Here is a 22834-nt window from a genome sequence, read left to right as displayed (position 1 = left end):
TGGGGGCATGGCGTGGCGTCGGAGCAGGACCAGCGAGCGCGCGCCGCAGCGCGCGTCCCGTCACGGACGCCACGGGCGCGAGGGGCGCAGCTCCGTCGTCCGCCCGCCGCTGCCCCCGCTCGACACCCGCGTCGACCGGTTCGACCTGTCCGTCGGCACCGCTGCCGAGTTCCTGCGCTCCGCCTGGCCCGAGCTGCGCGACGTGCGCTTCGAGGTGGCCGACATGCCCGCCGCGACCGACGACGACGGCATCCCCCGGTGGACGGTCCTTCCCGACGCGGGCCGCATCATCCTGTACCGCCTGCCGATCGAGCGCCTCAGCCACATGCACCGCGACGACGAGCTGCACCGGCGCATGCTCGTCGAGGGTGCCGTCTTCCGCGCCGCCGCCGAGTACCTCGACCGCGACCCGTGGGACCTCGGCCCCGAGCGCTTCCGCTACTTCTGAACCGCCGCCCGAGCCATCGTCAGGGGTAGACGACGATCTCCGGCGTCACGACGTCGGCGGGCCACACCGGCACTCCGGCGAGCGCCCCGTCGCCCGTGAACGACAGTCCCGCGCGCACCGGGGCGTGCGGATCCAGCACGTACAGGCTGCGGGTCGCCAGGCGCACCGCGACCGACCCGTTCGCAGGCACGGTGAGGTTGAGCGCCGAATCGCCGTCCGTCGGGGTCACGTCGACCGTCACGGGCTCGTCGGTCGGGTTCACGACGGTGAGCGACGGGGTCGGCCCGCCGGGAGTCGCGAACAGCGACGGCACCGCCACCTCGGGCGCCGGGGTGTACCAGGCGAAGTCGTCGCCCTCCGAGACGCCGGTCGCCTGCCACACAGCGGCGACCGCGGGGGCGTCCGAGTCGACCGTGACGGTGTAGGCGCCCGGTGTGAGTCCACTGAGGGCGAGTTCGAGCGGCTTGCCCGCCTCGAGCGACACCTCCTGGGCCTCGCCGATCGGATCGGTGCGGCCGGCCGAGGTGACCGATACGCGGGCCGTGGCGGGAAGCGACGGCGACAGCATCCGCAGCACGGTCGTCTCGTTCGCCGCGCCGTCGGCGTCGGTCGGGCGGGTGACCGTGATGCCCGTGATGACCTGCCGGTTCTCGGTGTGCGCGATGGGACCCACCTGGTCGACCCCGCCGGGGGTCAGCGTGCGCGTGATGCTCGCCTGGAGCGACGCGTGGATCGGGGCGCCGACGGCGGAGACGCGCACCACCGGGGTCTCCTCACCGAGCGCGAGCCCCGCGAGGGGCACGACGCGCTGCGTGCCGGGGGCGATCACCAGGTCGGTGCCGCCGAGCGGGGTCTCGGGCCCGTCGACGCCGTAGACCGTCAGCTGAACGGTCGCCGGGACCGCACCGGGGTTGGCGAGCAGCACCAGGTCGGCAGCGCCGGTCGCTGCCGACCCGCCGACCAGCCACGAGTCGAGGAGCGGCGGGCGGCACGCCGAGGCCGCGAAGCCCGAGAGGTCGTCGGCGTTCGCGGTCGCGGCGCCGGTCGCGGCGATGTCGACCCTCTGGTCGCCGTTCGGCTGGGCGGTGTACGCGAGCGGTCCGGGCCCGACGCCTGTCGTCATCAGCTGCTGCTCGGCCGCTCCCCCGCCGTCGGCGGTACCGCCGACGACGGACTGCGGCGCGGCGAGGGTCACCGTCGACGCCGCGGTGGGGTTGCGCCCGATCGTCAGGAGCCCGCCGTCGCAGGCGAGCACGGACGCGGCGGGCGCCGGCGTCGCGGGCACGCTCAGCGGCTCGCGCACGACGGTCGGCCACGGCACCGACACCGCGGTCACGACCGCGACCACCGCCAGCACCGACACTGCGGTGCCGATCAGCAGGCGGGCGCTCGTCGTCGCCCAGCGGAACACGCGTCGGTCGCTCATCGGCCCTCCTGCCAGTGCGGTCCCACGACGCGCGGCGTGCGCCGGGCCTCGCGGATCGAGGCGGCGGTCGGCACGGCCAGCAGCAGCGCGATGCCGAAGATCGCGAACTGCCCGAACGCGATCCAGCTGCTGAGGAAGGAGACGGATGCTGCCTGCCCCGGTCGCGGCGAGATGTCGTCGACGACGCGCCACAGCTCGCCCTTGGCCGTGTCGCCCACCACGACGAGCGTGTCGCGCTGGCCGAGCGCGGTCATGGCCGAGAGGCGCATCGTGCGCGCGGCATCCGTTTCGGGTTGCGTGCTCGGCGCGAGCAGGATGAACCCGATGCCCCGGTCGGCGAGCTGGCCGACGGCATCCTGCGACGACGGAGTGACGAGGTCGGCCGCGAGCTCGGCGAGCTCGTCGTCCTGCGGGGTCGCCTCGGTGCGCGTCGACTGCAGCGTGGTCTGTCCGCCGATCGTCTCGCTGGCGCCCCACACCACCTGCGCGGCGACGCCCGCTTCCGCCTGGGGCGTGAGCACGATGGTCCCGACGTCGGGGTCCTCGCGTCCTTCCGCCGCGACGAAGGCGGGGAGCGTGCTCGCAGGACCGTCCGCGATGGTGGCCGCGCCACGTGTGAACGCGGTGAGCGACGGGACGGCGAGCACCACCGCGGCCACGAACACGAGGGCCGCGGCGATCCCGCGCGCCAGGGCGAGGCGCGGCGCGAGGCCGGCGTCGAGCGCCACGAGGGCGCCGCCCACGCCGCCGATCCACGCGAGGCTCAGCCCGGTGCCCGGCCACAGCGGCACGGTGGTCGACTGCACGAACGCGACCGAGATCCCCACCGCGGCGAACGCCGTGCCGACGCCGAGGGCGGTGATCGCGAGCAGCGCGATGCCGGCTGCCCAGCGCTGCGTGAGCGGCGCAGCCAGGGCGAGCAGCGCGAGCGGCACGCTCAAGAGCGGCACCCACCACGTCGGCCCGTCGGGCAGCAGGGTCGTCCAGCCGGCGAGATCGGGAGTGGGGATGCCCGCGGCCAGCAGAGCGCGGCCGGCACCATCGGCGGCGACCTGGGGGCCGCCCCACGGCACGCCGGGGTCGGCGACGAGGCTCCACGCCTGCCCGTTCGCGAGGGCGTTCCACACCAGCGGAAGCGCCAGCGCGGCCGTGGGGATGAGCGTCCAGATCAGGCGGGCCACGCCCCGGCCAGCCCGGACGATGACGGCGACGAGCACCGCACCGACCCACACCACCAGCATCGCGGGCGCGAGCGAGGGTGCGGTGGCGAGCACGCCGGCGAGGAGGATCGACGCCGCCCCGGCACCCGCCCACGAGCGATGCGCGACGGCGCCGGCGTAGAACAGCCACGGCAGCAGCAGATGCAGGATCACGCCGGTCGGGCGTCCCTGTGTCAGGGCGACGAGCAGGGTCGGCGACAGCGCCCACAGCGCACCGCCGAGCAGCCGCAGGGGCGCCCGCTCGGTGACCCGCGTCGCGGCGAACCATCCGCCGAGGGCCGCAAGGGGCAGCGCCAGCAGCCACAGCAGCACCAGGCCCCGCGACGGCGCCCAGGCCCACAGCGAGCCGAGCACTGCCACCACCGCGGAGAACGGGTCGGCGGGTCCGATCGTGTCGAGGCCGAGGGGGCGCTGGCCGTACGCGGCGTCGTGCCACAGCTGCCCGACGGTGGTCGCGAGGGGCTGCAGCGCTCCCCCGCCGAGCACCGGCCACGCCAGCAGCGCCGGGAACGCGGCGACCGAGAGCGCGAGCGCCGCGAGAACGAGCCACGCCCCGCCGCCGACGAAGAACCTCAGGTCGGTGCGACGGTGACCGCCCAGGGCGACCTCGGGGTCCTCGTCGAGCCGCTCGCGCAGCTCCGCTCGTGTGGTGCGCAGCGGTGCGATCTGCGCCCACGACCCCGTGCGGGAACGGGCGATGCCGCGACGGGCGCGCCAGACCGGCACCAGCCGCACCAGGGCGACGGCGGCCGCCGCCCACTCTGCGGTGATGCGCCCGGGCTGCTTGCGGGCGAGGTCCACGACAGTGCGCCACAGCGCGAGCGGAAGGATGGTGAGCCAGTGGAGCGGCGCGGCGACGGCGGGCGCGTAGCCGAGCCGGCGGTGCAGCTGCGCGACGCGCTCGGCATACGCGGCGCGGCGCTGCCGCTGCGGCGTGAGCGGCGTGGGCAGTCCCGCGACCCCGTCACCCATGGTCGCGACCAGGGCGCTCGGCACGAGCGACACGCGCCCGCCCGCCAGGCGCGCTCGCACGCCGAGGTCGAGCCCCTCGTCGGCGCCCGACAACCCGCGATCGAGACCGCCGAGCCGGTTCCAGGCGTCGGTACGCACCAGGATGCCGCGGACATCGGCGCCGAGCACGTCCTCCCTGGCGTCGTGCTGCCCCTGATCGAGCTCGTCGTCGGCCAGTCCGATCGTCCTGCCGTACCGCGTCATGCCCACCCCGAGCGACACGATCTCGGTGCGGTCGTCCCAGCGCACGAGCTTGGGGGCGACGAAGGCCACCGAGGGCGACAGCTCGAGCGCGCCGGCGAGGCGCGCGAGCGCGTCGGGCTCGGGCGCCGTGTCCTGCGCGAGGAGCCACACCGCGTCGCCGTCGAGACGCGGCGTGACCAGCGCGGTCGCTGCGGCGTAGGCGGTCGACGCGCCGGCGCGGAAGACGAACTCGGCGCCCGCGGCATCCGCGATCTCGAAGAGATGCTCGTCTCCGCCGCACACCACGATCGTGAGCAGGTCGACGGGACGCGTCTGCTCGCGGAGCGCCGCGAGGGTGCGCTTGAGGTGGAACGCCGCCGGGGTACGACCGTCGGGGCGAACCACCAGAATGGCGTGGATGCGGTTCGAGGTCACGGTGTTGGACGTGGCGGTGGGCATGTCCTGGTCAGCCTAGGTCGCGCTCGCAGGACACGCCGGGTGCACGCGCCGGGTCGGCCGGATCGAACCGGCCGACCGGCGAGCGCGTCAGCCCGCTCGACGCTTCAGCTTGCGACGCTCGCGCTCGCTGAGACCGCCCCAGATCCCGAATCGCTCGTCGTTCTGCAGCGCATACTCGAGGCATTCGCCTCGCACGTCGCACGACGTGCAGATGCGCTTCGCATCACGCGTGGAGCCGCCCTTCTCGGGGAAGAACGCCTCCGGATCGGTCTGCGCGCAAAGCGCGTCGGTCTGCCAAGCAAGCGGATTGCCTTCTTCCGCATCGATGTTGCGACGTACCCCCGGAACCCCCAGTTGAACCGGATCGACGAACCAGTCGTCGGGAACGCCGGAACGGAATTGCGAAACCGTCATGTCGTTCTCACCCCCCGTGATCCTGCTCCACGCTGGTGCGTGTTGTACGGCTAATTACACCGGTGTAGTTCGACGAGGTCAAGTCGCAGATAGTAAACGCTCAACCGCCTCTTGAACCTTCACGACGCGCCGACCGGGTGTCGCTCTCGATAACGGTCCGATGAGAAACCGATGACGAGGCGATGAGGGCGGGCGGTTCAGCGTCCGGGAAGGGCGATGAAGAGGTCTCCGGAACCCGACACGCGAACCCCGCCCTCGTCCGGCGTGACGAGGACGGCGGCGCCCGCGGCGAGCGCGGCGGAGGCGCCGGTCGCGAACCCCGACACCGACACGGCTCCCGCCGTCGCGACCGCGATCGCCGGACCCTCGAGCGCCACGTCGACCGTGTCGGCGTCCGCCGAGACGGCGAGCAGCGCGAAGTCGGCGACCGGCACGTCATATCGGCGCACGCCCGGCGCGACCTCGCGCGGCCGGATCACCGGCGGCAGCCCCGGGGTGCCGTCGAGCACGCTCACGAGCTCCGCCGCGTCGACGTGCTTGGGAGTGAGGCCTCCGCGCAGCACGTTGTCGCTGGCTGCCATGAGCTCCACGCCGAGCCCGTCGAGGTACGCGTGCAGCACGCCCGCGGGAACGAAGAGGCCCTCGCCGCGACGCAGCACGACGAGGTTCAGGAGGAGGGCCACGACGATTCCGGGGTCGCCGGGGAACGCAGCATCCAACGTCCGCGCGAGCGCGAGCTCGGCGGCGAACTCGTCGGAAGAGGCCGCGACGGCGGCCGCGACCACGTCGCGCGCGGCGTCGGCCCCGTCGGACAGCAGCCAGCCGATGACGGCCGAGAGTGAGGCATCCGCCCCCTCCAGCCGCTCGGCGAGCGGAGCGGCACCCTCGCCGAGCGTGGCGATGAGGCGCCGCGTCGCGTCGAGATCGCGAAGACCCGCGAGCGCGCGGAACTCGTCGCTCAGCGCGACGATGAGCTCGGGCTTGTGGTTCGCGTCGCGGTAGGTGCGGTCGGCGGCGTCGCGGGCAATGCCCGCGGCCTCCTCGCGCGCGAAGCCCGCCTCGGCCTGCGCCTTCGACGGATGCGCCTGGATGGAGAGGGCGGATGCTGCGGCCAGCAGCTTGAGCAGGTACGGCAGCGGCGCGTCGATGCCCGATGCGGCGCCGTCGTCGGCGATCCATCGGTCGAGCGTGCGGCCGTCGCCCGTCTCGGACGGGTCGCCCGGGTGGTCGCCGAACCACACCTCGGCTTCGGGGCGTCCGGACGCGTCGCGCCCCTCGAGATCGGCGAGCAGGGAAGTCGAGCCCCAGGCGTAATCGCGTGGGTCGTTCGCGAGCGGGATCAGCACCCGAACAGCCTAGCCAGGCGGGGTGAGCAGCCCGCCGTGGCGCATATGCCGCCCGGGGTACCCTGAGAGCGATGGCCGTCCACTCCAAGCATCCGGCGTCGGCGCCGCCGGAACCGCCGGTCCGCGAGAAGACCGGCCACCTCATGCTGCGCGGCTGGTGCATCTTCGTGCTCGTCATGGCGCTGTCGGGCACCGCATGGGTGAACGCGTTCGGCGAGCTGACGACGGCCGTGATCACGATCGCCGGCGGAGTGCTGTCGGCGATCCTGTGGATCGTGCTGCGACCGCCCGTGCAGTGGCGGCGGCTCCCCTGGTTCGTCGTGGCCTACGTCGCGTGGGCGACGCTGTCGCTGACGTGGTCGGCCTGGCCCGCGACGACGGCCCTCACGCTGCTGCTGCTGTGGATCACCACGCTGCAGGCGCTGTTCATCGGGAGCGTCCTCACGTGGCGCGAGCTCGTGCGCGCGGCCGCGTCGGCGCTCAAGTGGGTGATGGCACTCTCGTTCCTGTTCGAGCTGTGGGTGTGGGTGTTCGTGCGCGCGCCGATCATGCCGGGGTTCGTCGTCGAGAAGGCCGGCGACCCCATCGAGTACTGGTCGCGCAACAACCTCTTCGAGTGGGACAAGCGCATTCAGGGGATCATGGGCAACGCCAACCTCCTGGCGCCCGTGGCCCTGCTCGCGATCATCGTCTTCGCCATCCGTCTCGGGTCCGGCGCGCCGCGACGCACCTTCCTCTGGATCTGGATCGGGCTCTCTGCGTTCCTCTTCGTGCGCGCCGGTTCGGCGACCGCGTACCTGACGGCCGCCGCCGTCGTGGTCGTGCTGGTCACGGTGCTGCTGATGCGGCGGGCGACGAAGCCCGGCGAGCGCACGAAGTACTACGTCGGCTATGTCGTGGTGGGCCTCGGCGGCCTGCTGGCGCTGTGGCTGCTGCGCGACTGGATCTTCTCGACCCTCGGCCGCAGCGCCGACCTCACCGGCCGCGAGGGCATCTGGGAGGAGGTGCTCGCGCGCGCCGCCGAGCGCCCCTGGACCGGATGGGGCTTCGCGACCCCGTGGGTGACCGGCGACGAGGCGTTCGACGTGCGGATCATCGACCACGGCCAGCTCGTCATGCAGGCCCACAACATGTGGGTGGACGTCGCGATGCAGCTCGGCATCATCGGCGTCGTGCTGCTGGCGCTCCTGTACCTCGCGTTCATCTGGCGCGCGTGGTTCTTCGCGATCGACCGGCCGCGATGGGACCTCCGCGCCGACCGCCCGTACTCGCCGATCACGCTCCTGCCGACGCTCGTGGGCGCGATCCTGCTGGTGCAGGGTCTCGCCGAGTCGAGTCCGCTGCTGTTGTGGGGCTGGCTCTTCCTGGTGATGCTCGGCTCGAAGATCAAGCAGTCGCCGCACGTCGGCCTGGGCCCCGCCGAGCGGACCGTGGCGATCGAGCGGGGCGACGCCGTCGAGCGCGACGCCCCCGGCGGGCGCCAGCCGGGCACGCCGGCGGCCGCGGCAGACGACCTGCCGTCAGGGCGCGGCGCGTGACCGACTCGCCGCCTGCCGCAGCGCCCGGGTGGTTGGGCACACTGCTGGCCTCAGCATCCTTCGCCCGCGCCTTCACTCTCGTCGTCTTCGCCACCGTCTTCTCGGCGTACGCGATCGAGCGGATCGCCGGCCGCGTCACCTACGTGACCATCGTCGCCGGCCTGTGCGTCTTCGGCGTGGCCATGATGGTGGCGCGCCGCCGTGAGCTCTCCGTGCTGCGACTCGTTCCCACGACCGTCGTGATGTTCGTCGTGTGGGCGTTCGTGAGCATCTTCTGGTCGAGCGACTCGACCGCGTCGTTCTGGAGCTGGGTGTCGATGGCGGCGCTCGCGTTCCTCGCGGTCGTCATCGGGCACGTGCGCGACACGCTGCAGACCGTGCGCGCGCTCGGCGATGTGCTGCGTGCGCTGCTCGCCGCCTCGCTCGCGCTCGAGGTGCTCTCGGGCATCCTGCTCGACGTGCCGTTCACGTTCCTCGGCATCCAGGGCAGGATCGCCGAGCTCGGCCCGGTGCAGGGCATCTTCGGCACGCGCAACCTGCTCGGCTTCGTCGCGGTGATGGCGCTCATCACGTTCCTCATCGAGTACCGCACGCAGTCGGTGCGGCCGGGTCTGTCGGTGGCGTCGGTCGTGCTCGCGGGCGGCCTTGCAGTGCTGAGCGACTCCCCCACCGTCGTCGTGCTCGCCGCGGGTGTCGGGCTCGCGGTCGGCGCTCTCGCACTGGTGCGCCACGCCCGCCCCGAGCGCCGCGCCGGCCTGCAGCTGGCTCTCGGAGCCCTCGTCGTCATCGGGGTGTTCGTGGGCTACGTGGCACGGCACCAGATCATCGCCCTGCTCGGAGCCGGCACCGACTTCTCGATGCGCGTCGAGCTGTGGAACTTCATGGTCGACATCCTCCGCCAGAGGCCCGTGCAGGGCTTCGGCTGGTTCGGAGTCTGGGACCAGGGCGAGTACCCCTTCAACGCCATCAACTTCTGGCTCGACAAGGACCACGCGACCGGGCTCAACGCGTACTTCGACGTGGCGCTGCAGCTCGGCTGGGTCGGGCTGGTGCTGTTCCTCGCGCTCGGCGCGCTGGCCCTCGGGCGGTCGTGGCTGGTCGCGGGCGAGCGCCGGTCGGTCGTCTACGCGTGGACGCCGCTCATGCTCGTGGCACTCCTCGTGGACTCGATGTTCGAGAGCTTCACGCTGACGGGGCTCGGGTGGATGATGCTCGTCCTGTGCGCGGTCCGGGCGGGCCAGTCCCGCTCCTGGCGCGAGAAGCTCGACAGCGGAACGGATGCCGCGGGCCCGGCGGCTGCGGGCGGCTCGGGGCTGCCGCACGCCCAGGGAGAGCCAGGGCCGGCAGGGTAGGCTTCTCTCCGGCCCGACGTCTCGGCGCCAGCCACCGTTTTCCGGAGATCATCCCCGTGACCCACGATTCGTCTGCCGTGCAGTTCGACCCCGCCAGCGCGACCATCGCGGTCGTGACCTTCAACCGGTCGGGCCTGCTCACGCGCCTGCTGACGAGCCTCACCACGATGGATCCCAAACCCGGCCACATCGTGATCATCGACAACGCGTCGACGGACGACACCACGGACGTCGTCGAGTCGTTCCGCGAGAGCCTCGAGCCCTCGGAGCTGGTGTACCGCCGACTGGACACGAACACCGGCGGCTCCGGCGGGTTCAGCGAGGGCATGCGCGTCGCCTATGAGCTCGGCTCCGAGTGGATCTGGCTCATGGACGACGACGTCGAGGTGCTCCCCGACGGCCTCGCGAAGATGGGCAAGTGGGCGCCGCGCTTCAAGAGCATCCAGGGCCGCCGCTACGACTACGACGGCAGCGCGTTCTACTGGCAGTACCGCGTCGCCGAGCCTCTCGGCATCCCGATCCCCTTCGCTCCCGCCGAGTTCGACGAGTCCGGCTACAAGCCGATGAACTCCGGCTGCTTCGAGGGCATGTTCATCCACCGCGACATCGTGCAGCAGATCGGCCTGCCCGATCCGCGCTTCTTCATCTACTGGGACGACCAGATGTACGGCTGGCTCGCCTCGCGCAAGACCGAGTCGGTGATCGTCGACGAGTTCGTGCTGCGTCGCACCCGCGAGATCAAGCAGTGGGACATGGGCATCCGCCACATGAACGCGTCGAGCAACGCGTACCGGTACTACATCATGCGCAACCGCGCGTACATCAAGAAGTACTACCGCTCGCTCGACGTCTACAACCCGCTGCTGTTCGGCCTGGGCACGAGCCTGACGTTCGGCAAGGAGCTCATCCGGCTGGTGTTCGTCGAGCGCACTTTCCGTGGCACGTCGAACCTGTTCCGCGGCCTGCGAGACGGGCGCAAGATCGCCAAGGACACCTCGTGGCAGCCGATGCCGTCGCTGGTGCCTGCGGCGAGCTGATCCACGCGGCCCGATCCAGCGCGGCACCGCAGCGCACATCACCGGTCCGCACAGCCGCCTAGAATCGACCGACGAAGGCGCCGCACCGGTCTTCGATCATCTTCGTTTCGACGACCATCAGGAAGGGCCGCCAGTGACGACCTCCGCACCTCGCACCGGAAAGCCTGGTCACCGCCGACGCGCCGCCGTCGTCACGCTCGGGGCGCTTGCCCTGGTTCTGGCCGCGTGCACCGCCTCGCCGCCCCCGCAGTACGCCGCGCAGCCGGACTTCGCGACCGTCCTCTCGCCGGCCGCCTTCGTCCCCACGGGCACCGCCACGCCGGTGACGTTCTCGGCGGACTATGCGGACTCCGGCGTCGACTACGACTCCGACCAGATCTTGAACGCCTCGCAGGGCGGCTACGCCCCGATGACGAACCCGCACTGGTTCGTAGACCGCCTCCCCCAGCTCTCCGAGATGGGCATCCGAGAGGTGCGCATCGATCACGTCCTCAACGACACCTACTATCAGGTCGTCAGCACCGCGCCCGACGGCTCCATCACCTACGACTTCACCCGTCTCGACGCCGTCGTGCTCGACATCATCGACCAGGGCATGCAGCCGCTTCTCGCCCTCTCTTACACGCCCTCGGCATTCGGCAAGACGCACGATGTGCCGGAGCTCGCCGGATGGACCGATGCGGTGACCGCAGTGGTCTCGCACTACGTGAGCCTCGGCTACACCGGCTGGGACTGGGAGGTGTGGAACGAGCCCGATCACGACGGATGGACCGCAAGCCAGTACAACGCGCTGTACGAGGCGAGCGCGCCCGCCGTCAAGGCCGCCGATCCGACCGCGCGCGTCGGCGGCGCGACCGCGGCCTACTTCACCTCCGAGGGCGACATCTCCGGGAAGTTCATCACGTTCGCGTCGACCCGTCCCGACATCCCCGTCGACTTCTTCTCCGTCCACAGCTACTCGAGCGACAACTGGGATGTCGTCGACGCCGCCGAGTCGGCTCTCGTCGATGCCGGTCTCGACATTCCCGTCCTCATCACCGAGTGGGCGCTGAACCCCACCATGAACTCCGGGCCGGGGTTCGGATCCGACAGCAACTCGAGTCCGACGGGTGCGGCTTACGTGGCGCGGCGGCTCGCCCTGGCGACCGAGTCCTCTGCCGAGCGTATGTTCTACTTCTCGCCGGTCGAGGGCCTGACGTACGCACTCCCGTACAACGGTGATCTGGGGCTCATCACGGTGGACGGCCACCGCAAGTCCGCCGGGAACGTCTTCGAGATGTACTCGCACCTCGGCGACACGCGCATCCCTCTGTCAGCCTCGGGCGCGGGGACCGATACGCGCGCCATCGGCGGCTTCGCCACGAAAGACAGCGCGTCGCTTGCCACGACGGTTCTGCTCTGGAACACCACAGACTCCGATGCGACCGCGACGCTGTCTCTCGAGGACCTGCCGTACGAGAAGAAGAACGTGCGCGTGACGCAGCGCGTGATCAGCGGCACGCAGGGCAATGGATACTCGGATTCCTCGACCACCGTCATGCCCAGCTACCCGAGCCCGAACGAGAACGCACCCGTGAGTGCTGACGAGGTGATCGCGCCGACGAGCGAATACTCCGGGGACGTCACCGTCCCGGCTGCCGGCGTGGTCGAGCTGAAACTCGAAGAGACCGCTCTCGACGCCGGCACTCCGACGGGGAGCGTCGAGCCCGCGGCGATCACGCTGGCATCCGCGGTATCGGGAGCCGTCGCCTCCGCGTCGAGCTCGATCGAGGATCCGGCGAAGGGGTGGTCGGTCGCAGCGGCGAACGACGGTCGCCGCTACTCCGTGGACGTCAAGGAGAGCGTCGTCCGCGGCTGGAGCTCCGATCGGCACCCGACGGCCGAGGCAGCGGAATCCCTCACGGTCGATCTCGGAGAGCTGAGCCCGATCGACAGCGTGTCTCTCTGGCCTTATACGACGCGGTCGCAGGCGAGCTCCGGCTACCCGATCGACGCGGAGATCAGCGGCTCCGTAGACGGCACGGAATGGAAGCCGCTGGCCACGGTGAAGGGCGATCCAGCCGCCCCCCAGGTCTCCGGCGAACAGACCTTCTCGTTCGAACCGATCGAGGTGCGCTTCGTGAAGGTCACCGCGACCACGCTCGGCGCGGTGACGGGCCAGGAGAGCTCCTACGCGTTCCAGCTCGCGGAGATGGAGGTCTACCGCACCGGCGTGCCCAACGGCGGATTCGAGACCGGAGATCTGACCGGATGGACCTCCAAGGGTGACGTCGTCGTCGGCGAGGAGGCTGCTCATCGTGGTCAGAACGCCGCCCGGCTGGACGGCGGCGCGTCCGTCGCCACGGAGATCCGGGGCCTGCGACCGTCGACGACCTACACGGTCGGCGCCTACGTCAAGGCGGCCTCGGCGGACGAACCGGTGACGCTCACGGCTACGCGCCCGGCGTCGGGAAGCACCGAGAAGACCACGTCGACCTCGAACTGGCAGCACTGCTGGCTGACCTTCACGACGGATGCCACGGAGACGAGCGTCACGATCACCCTCACGAACGCGAAGGGCGCGGCCGAGGCATCCGTGGACGACGTGAGCGTCTCGCAGGTGCCCGCCGAGTGAGGTTCCGGCGTCTCCGAGTCCGGAGTGCCGGGGTGCGGCGCCTCAGCCGCGCGGGACGGACGCGCAGTCCAGAGCCGGCGTCTTCACTTTCGTCGGAGTGACCAGCGGCGTGATCTGTGCTTCGAAGTTCCGGCTCGCGTCGCCCTCGAGCGCGAAGTAGTAGACGAGTGACAGACGACCGCCGGGCTGGACCTCTACGACGGTCTTGCCGACCGGGTAGTCGGTGTCATGCATGTCTTCGAGCGCGATCGGGGCGCCGTCGACGGTGGCCCCGACGATCTCTGAGCCGGGAGGAGCGTAGAGCCGTATGGTCATGCGATTGACTCCGACTCCTGCGCCCACGCGTGCCCACTCGCCCGTGATGTGAAACGGGAGCCCGGGGGCGACAGCGGCATCGAGGGTGTTGGTCAGGTCGACGGCGACGCGGTAGTAAGTGCGCCCGTCGTCGAAGCATCCCCCGTGGCTCAGAGAGACGGACTGCCGGAGGTAGAAGCTCAGCTTCGACCCGATGCTGTCCTGCAGGTAGAGCCCGGCGCGAACGGTGGAGTCGTCCGTGATCGGCAGCTCGCCGTTGAGGCCGAGCTTGGCGATCTGCGACTCCTCCTCCGGGTGCGCGCTCCAGAAGAGGATGCGCCGCTCGTCCCAGCCCTGGGCGAGTCCCGACATCAGCTTCTTCGCGTCGAGATCACCGCCGGTCAGCGCGCCGAAGACCGCGGATACGACCTTGGCGTAGAGCGCGTCGTGCCTCCTGTTGGCAGCCTTCGGCGAGAAGTCGCCATAACGCAGGTAGACCCCGTTCAAGAGAAGCGGCACGAGGCTGTTCTCGTCCAGCACATCGCCCTTGGCGATCTTGATGGGACCGGTGGCCCGGAGGACGTAGCCCAGGGCGATCGGGTCGATGGACACGACGCCGTCCAGGTCCTGCCCGAACTGCCGCTTCCACGTCTCGGTCACCATCTCGCCGGCCGTCGTGAAGCTCGGTCGGGCGGATGCCTCGGCGATGAACGTGCCGAACTCCCCCGAGGGATACACCTTCTCGGCGCCGTCCGGGATGGGGATCACCGACTCCGGGTACTTCGAGAACGCACCGGTCGACGCAGCCACGGTCTCGACCAGGCTGAGTTTGCCGTTGTCGACTTCGAGCAGCGTGAAGCTGAGTGCGGCACCGCCCAGCGCGCGCGGCTCAGCGGGGTTCTGGAACATCAGCGCGTAGTAGCGCGGTCCTTCGGCACCCATCGCCGTGGGCAGGAGAGGAATCACGGTGTGCAGCGCGGACAGCATCGGCGAGATCTCGGTCAGCATGCCGACGACCTTCGTCCGGGCGTCACGAACCGGTCCGAGCGTGTTGCCGTCCGGGATCGCCTCAGCACGCGTCAGAACCCGCTGCAGGCTCGCATTGGCCTTCGACACCGGTTCGGCGGCCGCGACGAACGGAGCCAGATCGATGGCTCCGTCCTTGGGCTGGAGCGAGCCGGGGTCCATCACCGACACTGCGGACAGGAGGGGGCGCACGACTCCGGCGATCGTCTCGTCGGTCACCGCGGCGAGCTCGCGCACTGCCGTCAGATTCGGTCCGACGAGTGGGATGTACTCGGCGACCCGCCACACCGGGTCGCCCGTGAGAACGGCGGCACGACTGGTGTGTGCGGCGATCGCATCGAGCGTCGCCCCGGCGCCCTCGACATCGAAGGCGAGCGCCTGCTTCTTCAGCGCGCCGATCTGGTTCTGGGCGCCTTCCAGGTCGCTCTTCGCCATGAGACCCCGGATGCCGATCCAGGCGACGGCGGCGACGAGCAGGACGAGCGCGGTGCCACCCACCCACATCCAGCGACGACGGGACGTGCGGCGACGGGTGCGTGCATCGCCCGATCGCTCACGACGGGTCGGCGAGGGGGACGAGGGGACGGACACCGCACGATTCAATCACGTTGCTCATGGGAAAGCGCTGATCCGCGGCCTGTCTCCCGCGTCCTTGCGCTCGAACCTCGACGCACCGGGAAGGGCGGCCTCGAGCGCGTGCCCTACTCGGGCGCGGAGCTCAGCGTCGTCGGCGTCGCCGTTGTCATTGAGACACAGGAAGTGTCCCCGGGGACGCGCAAGCTCACGCTCGATCGCGTCGATGGCGTCCGCACGGATCTCGAAGAAGCGTCCGTACCGGTCGGGTGAGACAGGGGTGAACCGTCCCGTGCACAGCTGCCAGTAGCGGTAGACGAAGGGGATGACGCAGTCGAGCGACCGGAAGGTGGCATCGGTGGTGCGCTCCATCTCTCGCGGCGCAGCCGTGCGGACCTCCGCGAACGTCCGGCGCTCCAGCGCCATCGGCAGGTGCGGCTCGAAGAAGCCGGTGAACGACTTCCAGGGCAGCAGCGCGATGTTGCGCAGAAGATAGCGCCCGTATCTCGGTGAGAACCACTGCCAGGGGCGGCGACGCATGACGGTGCGCTTGTCGAACGCCCGGTCGATGATCCCCACCGCGTTCAGGACCCAGTGGGACCAGGCGCCCGACCCGGTGCCGGCGTTCTGGATCGCGAATCCGGCGGGGCGCCCGCGCGGGAAGACGTCCGCGCGCCGTGTCGGCTTCACGACGAGCATGTCGTCGTTGAAGTACAGGAAGTGGTCGGCAAGGCCGGGAATGCGATCGAGGTTCGCCTCGATCGCCATGGAGTTGAAGCTCGGCGGATGGCCGGCGGGAAGGATCGAGTCCTGGTCGACCACCGCGACGCCGGCTTCCGGGTCCAGCCATGCCGGCGTGTGACCGGGAGTCACCAGATGCACGCGGCGAACCCACGGGCAATGGCGGTCGATGCCACGAAGGAGATAGCGCAGCGTGTCCCACTCGTTCGTCGCCCCCACATAGCCCGACGATTCCTGGCCTGACGCCGCGGCGCGACGCCGCTGCCACTCCTTGTCGGCCACGTCCACCCACAGGACGACGACGTCGACGGCCATCTCCGGATCAGTGCGCACGTCCGCGCCCTCGCAGTCGTCTCCGCAGAGTCCCGCTCACATCCGCAGGCGTCGAGAACCACACCACGCCGAGCTGATGACGGATCCTCTGGAGCCGTGGTGACTCGTGCGAGATGCGGGCGGCGTGGATGCGTCGCTTCAGTAGCCGGACCGCGCTCCTGTCCATACGGCCCCCGTGCACAGCCAGGAAGTGCTCCAGGCCCTGCGCACGACGCTCGCTCGCCGAGGTCAGATGACCGTCGCCGCGCCCTTCGTTGTACACGAGCCGGTCGGGCGCGGCGACGGCCGACACACCCGATTCACGGAGTCGCACGAAGAAGTCGACATCGTTCATGACCCACATGCCCGTGTCGAATCCCGAGACGCTGTCGAAGGCGTCGCGCGTGATGAGGACGTTGGATCCGGTCACCCCGGGCCGGAAACTCGCGAACGCTCGCGGAGACGGCTGCGCCCACTCCTCGCGTGCCCCTTCCACGACCATCCAGCTGGGCGTGACGACGACGTCGGCGTGGGAGAGTGCGCGGGTCGCGACCGCCTGCTCGAGGTAGCGGTCATCCCACCAGTCGTCGTCGTCCAGGAATGCGATCAGCCCGTAGGCGGCCACAGCAACCCCTGCATTGCGCGACGCGGATGCGCCGGCGGTCGGCCCGGGCTCTGCCGGCAGATATGTCAGCGCCGGTCCGTACGTCTGCATGAGCGCCCGCACGACACGTTCCGTCTCCGCGTCCCGCGCATCATCGACGACGATGACCTGAGCCGGACGCGCCGTCTGAGCGAACGCCGAGGTGATCGCCCGTCCGACGAGATCGGCGCGTTCGTGTGTCGGTATGACGACTGAGACGTCGACGTTCACTTCTCCTCGCTCTCGCCGCGGCACCCCGAGAATAGTGGACGCAGACGCCCGCACCGATCGCGCTCAGGCATCGGAGACTCCGGCGGGCGTGGCGGCAGCCTCGGTCGACACTTCGTCGTACAGCGCGACCAGGGCATCGGTGCGGGGCCGGATGTCGAACTCCGCGCGCACGCGCGCCTCGGCGGCGCGCCCCATCTCCGCACGCACATCGGTATCGGCGAGCAAGGTCTCGATGGAGGCGGCGAGGCCCTCGATGTCGCCTTCGTCCGCGAGGAGACCGGTCACCCCGTCGACGATCGCCTCCGGAACGCCGCCGTGCCTGTATGCGATCGCGGGGATGCCCGCGAGCGCGGCTTCGAGGTAGACCATCCCGAAGCCCTCCGCGTCACCGTTGGATGCTGTTCGCGAGGGCGCCACGAAGACCCTCGACTCCCGCAGCACCTGCGCGACGTCGTCCGGGGGCAGATGCCCGAGGAACTCCACGGAGAGCCCGCGAGAGGCGGCCTCTTCCTCGAGAGCCGCTCGCATCGGCCCTTCCCCGACGATCGCGAGCGACGGGCGGAGACCCCGTCCGGCCAGCAGCGACAGCGCGGCGAGCAGATCGGGCACGCCCTTCTTGTCGACGAGCCGGCCGACGAACGCGAGATCCCTCGTCACCCGGACCGGCGCCGGGCTCGGGCGAACCGGAACCCCGATCGGCAGTACGCGGATACGTTCGGGGTCCACGCCGAAGGCGGTGATGGTCTGGGTCGCGATGAAGTCCGAGACCGCGACGACGCGACTGGCCGCCTGGAGGGCCTGGCGCATCCGCCGCGCGTCGCGCGCGCCACGCCGCCCCCGACGCATCGCGTGGTTGGTGACGTCGAAGCCGTGCACGGTCACGACGAACGGCAGGCCCAATCGGCGCGCGGTGCCGGCGACGGCCGTCGCACTGGTTGCGAAATGTGCGTGGACGAGCGACACGCGCTGGGTGCGAATGAGTCGGTCCAGCCTCGACGACCTTCCCGTCATGAGGAAGAGCCGGCGCCTCACGCGTTCGATGGGGGCGCTCCCGAACAGGATCTCGTCCGTCGGGGCCGAGAGCGCCGACTCCCATCGTCGTGCGCCGCCGAGGATGGCTCGCCATCCTCGGGTGGCGTCGACCTGATTGCGGATGAACGTCTCGGATCCGTGCAGCACATCGTTGCGCCAGACGAGCACGACGCGCGGTGGCGATGCTTCGGGCATAGTCAGCGAACTCCGCGCGCGCGGCGACGGCGCCACACGACCCCTGGAGGGTAGCCCGCCATCTTCGCCACGTCGCCCACGACGACGACAAGCGGTGCGGCGAGGAGAGCCCCAGCCGTAGCGGGTCTGCCGAACATCCTGCGTCGTTCCCAGACCCGTCGCACCGGCGTGCGGACATAAGCGGCGAAGCCGATCGCGCCGACGAGGAACAGCCAGGGCGAGATCCACCATGCGATCAGTGCGAAGGCGTACGCCCCGTATCTCAGGCGGTGACGTCCCGGGAAGAGGCCGGCCTTGCCGTCTCCCCGTGCGTATCGGTAGTACTGCTTCGCGAACGCCCGGAGGTTCGGTCTGCCGACCCATGCGACGATCGCGTCAGGTGCGAACGTGAACTGCCGTCCGGTCTCGCGGATCGCCAGATCGAACACGAGATCTTCGCAGTAGTCGAGCCATTCCGGGTATCCCCCGACCTCTCGCCACACTCCCCGAGGGAATGCGACAGACCTGCTCGATGGCTGGAAGGTCTTCGGATCGATCTCCTCCCGCGTCGGAGTGATCACTGCCGCGATCGTCCGAGACCAGAAGGAGTCTCCTGCGGGTTCGAAGAAGCCGGCGATCACTGCATCGGGGTCGTGCTCCCACGGCGCGGTCAGCATCGCGAACCAATCGCTTCGCTGCGCAGTGCCGGCATCAGTGACCACCATCTGCTCGTTCGTCGCGAGCGTGATGGCGAGGTTCCGCCCGGCCGAGATACCTGCCCCCGGCGCAGCGTGCACGATCACGCGGCAACCGCAGGCCGGAGTCCATGCACGCAGGCGGTCGACTGTCTGATCGCTGGATCCTCCATCCACCACGACGATCTCCGCCGGATGGACGGTCTGCGACTCCAGGCTCGCGAGGAACGCGGGCAGGGATCGCTCCTCGTCGAGCACCGTCGCGATCAGCGTCGTGTTGTCCCTGGTCTCATGCGCGGTCATCCCACGAGTCCTGGCCGTGTCGCGTCACCGTACACTCCGGCAGCGGCGAGTGGATGGGCCCGCCGACTCGCTCGCTTCCCGATCAGGAACTCCGGGTAGCGAGTGTAGAACTTCGTCATCGATGCGATCTCACGGCGCCACGGAGCCCAGCGCAGCGACGTCGTCTCGCGCGCCCACCCGTGCTTCCATCGTGCCGTGGGCACCAGGAGCACCGGAACCTCGGCCTTCCACGCGCGAAGGCCGATGTCCTTGTCCTCGTAATAGAGGAAGAAGCGGTCGTCCCAGCCGCCCAACCGCTCGAAGACGGCACGATCGCCGAGGAGCGCTGCGCCCATCACCCAGCACACCGCTCGGGGCGTTCCGTCGTCGGAGCGCAGGAGGTAGGTCGGGTCGCCGCCACGCAGTCGATGACGCACCTTCGAGATCAGCAGCGGGAACCCACGACCGTTCGGCTGCTCGGTGCCGTCGGCATTGAGCAGCTGTGGGGCGACCAGCGCGCCACGCTCGCGGGCGACAGCCGCCAGGCCGGCGAGCTCGTCGAACTCCACCACCACATCGGGATTCACGAACCCGATGAAGCCCCCTTGCGCGTGATCGAGTCCCAGATTGTTGGCAGCGGAGAAGCCGAGGTTGGCTCCGGCCTCGATCACCTTCGCGCCGAGTTCACGAGCCACCGAGGCGCTTGCGTCGGCAGAGGCGTTGTCGACGACAACCCACTCCACGCCTTCCGGGAGCGACGACGAGCCCCAGCAGCGGCGCAGGGTCTCGGCGCTGTTGTGAGTCACGGTGATCAGAGACACGGTGATACCCGCCGCGGCGCGGTCATTCGGGGTGGAGCCAGGCTTCACTGAGCGCCGCCCTCCTTTCGCACCGGACACAGACCACCCCTATGGTAGCCGCGCTCTCTCAGGCCCCCTTGCGCGACGGACTCACGATTGGTGGTGCGGCGAAGCGCTCACCCGGCGCTGTCGCCTGGGACGAGGACCGCTTTCACCGTGCGGAACAGGATCTGGAGGTCCTGCATGAACGACCAGTTCTCGACGTAGTAGAGATCGAGGCGGATCGCGTCCTCCCACGTCAGCGAGGAACGCCCACTGACCTGCCAGAGCCCGCTCATGCCCGGCTTGACGAGCAGACGCCGTTCAGCCGCGTCGTCGTAGAGGATCACCTCGGCTTGACGTTGAGGCCGCGGCCCGACAAGGCTCATCGTGCCCACCAGCACGTTGAACAGTTGAGGCAGTTCGTCGATCGAGTGCCGTCGGATGAACCGGCCCACCTGCGTGATGCGGGGGTCGTCGACCACCTTGTGCAGCGGCCGGTCGCTGGTCCCCTGCAGATCGAGCAGGCTGGCGAGCTGATCATCGGCGTCCGCGGTCATCGAACGGAACTTGATCATTCCGAACGGGGTCCCGCGGCGGCCGATGCGCACCTGCCGGTAGAGGATCGATCCTGGCCCCTCCATGCGGATGGCAATGGCCGTCGCGATCATCAGAGGCGACGCGATCAGTACGAGGAGAACCGATCCGACGATGTCGAAGGCGCGCTTGATGAAGCGGCGGTAACCCTCGAGTGCCGGGAAGTCGACATGGACGAGAGGCAGGCCGGCGACCGCGCGGGAGTGGATCCGCGGCCCGGCGACATCGGTGAGCTCGGGGGCGACCACGAGGTTCGCGTCCCGGTCTGCGACAGCCCAGCCGAGGCGCCGCAGCGCCAACGGGTCGAGGTCCGCAGAGCCGGCGACGATGACGGTGTCGGCGTCGACCGCATCCATCGCGTTCACTGCCGTCGAGAAGCCGCCGACAACCGGCACGCCACGGATGAACGGCTCGCTGCGGCCGTTCGACACGACGCCGACGATGTCGAAACCCGTCGCGGGCGTCCGTTGGATGGCCGCGACGACATGTGCCGCCTTCGTCGCCTCTCCGAGCACGACGGCGCGATAGACGTACTTCGAACTCTTCTGTTGCCGGCGAAGCCACTGCCGCCATATCCAGCGGGACATGATGAGCAGCACTGCGCCGAATGGCAGCGCCACGAGGAGGAGCAGGCGCGACACCTCGATGCGGAAGAAGAAGGCCAGAGACACCAGGAAGGCGAACAGGGCGAGGCTCGCGTTGGCGATGCGCGCGTACTCGATCGTCCCACTGCCGACGATGTGTCTGTCGCGGGTATCGAAGACACTCAGCGCGATCAGCCACAGCACGGCGACGAGCACCAGGAGGAAGAGGTACGGGAACGTGGGTCCATCCACCCACGAGACCTCGACCGCGTACGGAGGCATTCCGAAGATGCGGAAGGCTACGAGGACCGCGGCGATCACGGCCAGGTCGCTGTAGACGAGCCGGCCCGCGTACCGCGCCGGCCAGTCACGCGATGAACGCCGAGGCTTGACGTGTCGCGTGGCCCGGCGCACTCGAGAGTTGCCCCGTCGCATCATCTCCCCGGCTCTGCTCAAGCGCCTGGAGCGACGCCCGTCCGCGGCATCGCGCAGATCCCTCTCCGCCGCGTGCCTTCAACGATTCACAGAATATCCGACGCCGCGAGGCATGCGCGAAAGCCGCACTGCACTGGGCAGGGGGTCAGTCCCGTCCGTAGATGTCCCTCGTGTACACCTTCGCCGCGACGTCGATCAGATCGCCGGCATTGCGGTTCGCGATGATGACGTCGCACCGCGCCTTGAATTCGTCGAGGTCTCGCACGACATCGGAGTTGAAGAAGTCATCGGCCTCGAGCGCGGGCTCGTAGACCACCACCTCGACGCCCTTGGCCTTGATGCGCTTCATGATTCCTTGAATGGACGATGCGCGGAAGTTGTCCGACTCCGACTTCATGACGAGGCGGTAGACGCCGACGGTGGTGGGGTTGCGGGCGAGGATGTCGGACGCCACGAAATCCTTGCGCGTCCGGTTCGCGTCCACGATCGCGGCGATGAGGTTCTGGGGGACCTCCGAATAGTTCGCGAGGAGCTGCTTCGTGTCCTTGGGGAGGCAGTATCCGCCGTATCCGAACGACGGGTTGTTGTAGTGCGAACCGATGCGCGGGTCCAGACCGACCCCCTCGATGATCTGGCGGGCGTCGAGACCGTGCACCGCCGCATAGGTGTCGAGTTCGTTGAAGTACGCGACGCGCAGCGCCAGAAACGTGTTGGCAAACAGCTTGATCGCCTCGGCCTCGGTGGAGTCGGTCAGCAGCACCGGCACATCCACGTCGATCGCCCCCTCGAGCAGCAATCCGGCGAACCGCTCCCCCGCGGGACCCCGATCCCCGACGACGATCCGCGACGGGTGGAGGTTGTCGTACAGGGCGCGTCCCTCCCGAAGGAACTCGGGAGAGAAGATGATGGAGGCGCCCACATGTTCCGCGACCATGCGCGCCGTGAACCCGACAGGGACCGTGGACTTGATGACGATCACGGCATGGGGATTCACCGAGAGCACGACGTCGATGACGGATTCGACCGACGAGGTGTCGAAGTAGTTCGACTCCTCGTCGTAATTGGTCGGGGTCGCCACCACGACGAAGTCCGCTGCCGAGTAGGCGTCCGCGGCATCGGTGGTCGCTCGCAGATCGAGTTCGCGCGTCGCCAGGTACTCCTCGAGCTCAGCATCCGCAATAGGCGAGATGCGGCGTTCGAGGAGCTCGATCTTCCGCGGGTCGATATCGACGGCGATGACTTCGTGATGCTGAGCGAGGATGACGGCGTTCGACAGGCCCACATAACCCGTGCCTGCGATGGCGATCTTCATGGCGCCAGGGTACCCG

The 22834-nt window shown here is 69.8% G+C and carries 17 protein-coding genes; 5 read left to right on the top strand and 12 right to left on the bottom strand.

Translation table 11 applies throughout. The annotated features are described in order from the left end of the window. Positions 1–7: 7 nt before the first annotated feature. A complete protein-coding gene (locus ACFC1I_RS13270; RefSeq protein WP_376010049.1) occupies positions 8–448 on the top strand; it encodes a metallopeptidase family protein in 441 nt (146 codons plus the stop codon). Positions 449–467: 19 nt separating this feature from the next. On the opposite strand, the gene ACFC1I_RS13265 is transcribed toward ACFC1I_RS13270, so the two are convergent. From ACFC1I_RS13265 to manA, 4 genes are all read right to left on the bottom strand, one after another. Further along, complete coding sequence (locus tag ACFC1I_RS13265; protein WP_376010047.1) at positions 468–1874, bottom strand: DUF5719 family protein; 1407 nt, start codon at positions 1872–1874, stop codon at positions 468–470. Beyond that, a complete protein-coding gene (locus ACFC1I_RS13260; protein ID WP_376010045.1) occupies positions 1871–4747 on the bottom strand; it encodes a glycosyltransferase in 2877 nt (958 codons plus the stop codon). Before ACFC1I_RS13260 ends, ACFC1I_RS13265 begins: the two co-directional genes overlap by 4 nt. An 87-nt stretch (positions 4748–4834) precedes the next feature. Beyond that, entirely contained in the window at positions 4835–5161 is a 327-nt protein-coding gene (locus ACFC1I_RS13255) for a WhiB family transcriptional regulator (protein WP_376010043.1), read from the bottom strand. Positions 5162–5358: 197 nt separating this feature from the next. After that, positions 5359–6507 (bottom strand): mannose-6-phosphate isomerase, class I, encoded by a 1149-nt coding sequence (manA, locus tag ACFC1I_RS13250; RefSeq protein WP_376010040.1) that lies wholly within the window; start codon positions 6505–6507, stop codon positions 5359–5361. Between the two features lie 71 nt (positions 6508–6578). Between manA and ACFC1I_RS13245 the strand changes: the two genes are divergently transcribed. The 4 genes from ACFC1I_RS13245 to ACFC1I_RS13230 all read left to right on the top strand — a co-directional run bounded on the left by ACFC1I_RS13245 (position 6579) and on the right by ACFC1I_RS13230 (position 13048). Next, complete coding sequence (locus ACFC1I_RS13245) at positions 6579–8045, top strand: O-antigen ligase family protein (protein ID WP_376010037.1); 1467 nt, start codon at positions 6579–6581, stop codon at positions 8043–8045. After that, complete coding sequence (locus ACFC1I_RS13240; RefSeq protein ID WP_376010034.1) at positions 8042–9397, top strand: O-antigen ligase family protein; 1356 nt, start codon at positions 8042–8044, stop codon at positions 9395–9397. Before ACFC1I_RS13245 ends, ACFC1I_RS13240 begins: the two co-directional genes overlap by 4 nt. A gap of 56 nt (positions 9398–9453) precedes the next feature. Continuing rightward, on the top strand, positions 9454–10434 hold the full coding sequence (locus tag ACFC1I_RS13235; RefSeq protein ID WP_376010031.1) for a glycosyltransferase: 981 nt from the start codon (positions 9454–9456) through the stop codon (positions 10432–10434). Positions 10435–10567: 133 nt separating this feature from the next. After that, a complete protein-coding gene (locus ACFC1I_RS13230) occupies positions 10568–13048 on the top strand; it encodes a discoidin domain-containing protein (RefSeq protein WP_376010029.1) in 2481 nt (826 codons plus the stop codon). 42 nt (positions 13049–13090) lie between these two features. On the opposite strand, the gene ACFC1I_RS13225 is transcribed toward ACFC1I_RS13230, so the two are convergent. From ACFC1I_RS13225 to ACFC1I_RS13190, 8 genes are all read right to left on the bottom strand, one after another. Then, positions 13091–14959, bottom strand: a complete 1869-nt coding sequence (locus tag ACFC1I_RS13225; protein ID WP_376010026.1) for a DUF4012 domain-containing protein — start codon at positions 14957–14959, stop codon at positions 13091–13093. A gap of 21 nt (positions 14960–14980) precedes the next feature. Then, the gene (locus ACFC1I_RS13220) at positions 14981–16015 is read right to left on the bottom strand and encodes a hypothetical protein (RefSeq protein ID WP_376010024.1); all 1035 of its coding nucleotides are present in this window, start codon (positions 16013–16015) and stop codon (positions 14981–14983) included. Continuing rightward, positions 16005–16868 (bottom strand): glycosyltransferase family 2 protein, encoded by an 864-nt coding sequence (locus tag ACFC1I_RS13215; protein WP_376010021.1) that lies wholly within the window; start codon positions 16866–16868, stop codon positions 16005–16007. The genes ACFC1I_RS13220 and ACFC1I_RS13215 overlap by 11 nt, the downstream gene beginning before the upstream one ends. A 63-nt stretch (positions 16869–16931) precedes the next feature. Continuing rightward, positions 16932–18095, bottom strand: coding sequence for a glycosyltransferase (locus ACFC1I_RS13210; RefSeq protein WP_376010019.1), 1164 nt, complete (start codon positions 18093–18095; stop codon positions 16932–16934). 2 nt (positions 18096–18097) lie between these two features. Continuing rightward, on the bottom strand, positions 18098–19072 hold the full coding sequence (locus ACFC1I_RS13205; RefSeq protein ID WP_376010017.1) for a glycosyltransferase: 975 nt from the start codon (positions 19070–19072) through the stop codon (positions 18098–18100). Next, entirely contained in the window at positions 19069–19872 is an 804-nt protein-coding gene (locus ACFC1I_RS13200) for a glycosyltransferase (protein WP_376010015.1), read from the bottom strand. The genes ACFC1I_RS13205 and ACFC1I_RS13200 overlap by 4 nt, the downstream gene beginning before the upstream one ends. A gap of 155 nt (positions 19873–20027) precedes the next feature. Then, the gene (locus ACFC1I_RS13195; protein WP_376010012.1) at positions 20028–21506 is read right to left on the bottom strand and encodes a sugar transferase; all 1479 of its coding nucleotides are present in this window, start codon (positions 21504–21506) and stop codon (positions 20028–20030) included. A 145-nt stretch (positions 21507–21651) separates the two neighbouring features. Further along, on the bottom strand, positions 21652–22818 hold the full coding sequence (locus ACFC1I_RS13190) for a nucleotide sugar dehydrogenase (RefSeq protein WP_376010011.1): 1167 nt from the start codon (positions 22816–22818) through the stop codon (positions 21652–21654). Between the last annotated feature and the right edge of the window lie 16 nt (positions 22819–22834).

This window comes from Microbacterium sp. NPDC056044, from assembly GCF_042267145.1.
Taxonomy (GTDB): Bacteria; Actinomycetota; Actinomycetes; order Actinomycetales; family Microbacteriaceae; genus Microbacterium.
Note: the sequence above shows the minus strand (reverse complement) of the source record. Positions and strands in the feature narration are given on the sequence as shown.

What these genes read in the sequence shown, in the direction of transcription:
- ACFC1I_RS13270 (WP_376010049.1), top strand. Translation starts at nt 8, where the DNA reads ATGGCGTGGCGTCGGAGCAGGACCAGCGAGCGCGCGCCGCAGCGCGCG.
- ACFC1I_RS13265 (WP_376010047.1), bottom strand. Translation starts at nt 1,874, where the DNA reads ATGAGCGACCGACGCGTGTTCCGCTGGGCGACGACGAGCGCCCGCCTG.
- ACFC1I_RS13260 (WP_376010045.1), bottom strand. Translation starts at nt 4,747, where the DNA reads ATGCCCACCGCCACGTCCAACACCGTGACCTCGAACCGCATCCACGCC.
- ACFC1I_RS13255 (WP_376010043.1), bottom strand. Translation starts at nt 5,161, where the DNA reads ATGACGGTTTCGCAATTCCGTTCCGGCGTTCCCGACGACTGGTTCGTC.
- ACFC1I_RS13245 (WP_376010037.1), top strand. Translation starts at nt 6,579, where the DNA reads ATGGCCGTCCACTCCAAGCATCCGGCGTCGGCGCCGCCGGAACCGCCG.
- ACFC1I_RS13210 (WP_376010019.1), bottom strand. Translation starts at nt 18,095, where the DNA reads ATGCCCGAAGCATCGCCACCGCGCGTCGTGCTCGTCTGGCGCAACGAT.
- ACFC1I_RS13205 (WP_376010017.1), bottom strand. Translation starts at nt 19,072, where the DNA reads ATGACCGCGCATGAGACCAGGGACAACACGACGCTGATCGCGACGGTG.
- ACFC1I_RS13195 (WP_376010012.1), bottom strand. Translation starts at nt 21,506, where the DNA reads ATGCGACGGGGCAACTCTCGAGTGCGCCGGGCCACGCGACACGTCAAG.
- ACFC1I_RS13190 (WP_376010011.1), bottom strand. Translation starts at nt 22,818, where the DNA reads ATGAAGATCGCCATCGCAGGCACGGGTTATGTGGGCCTGTCGAACGCC.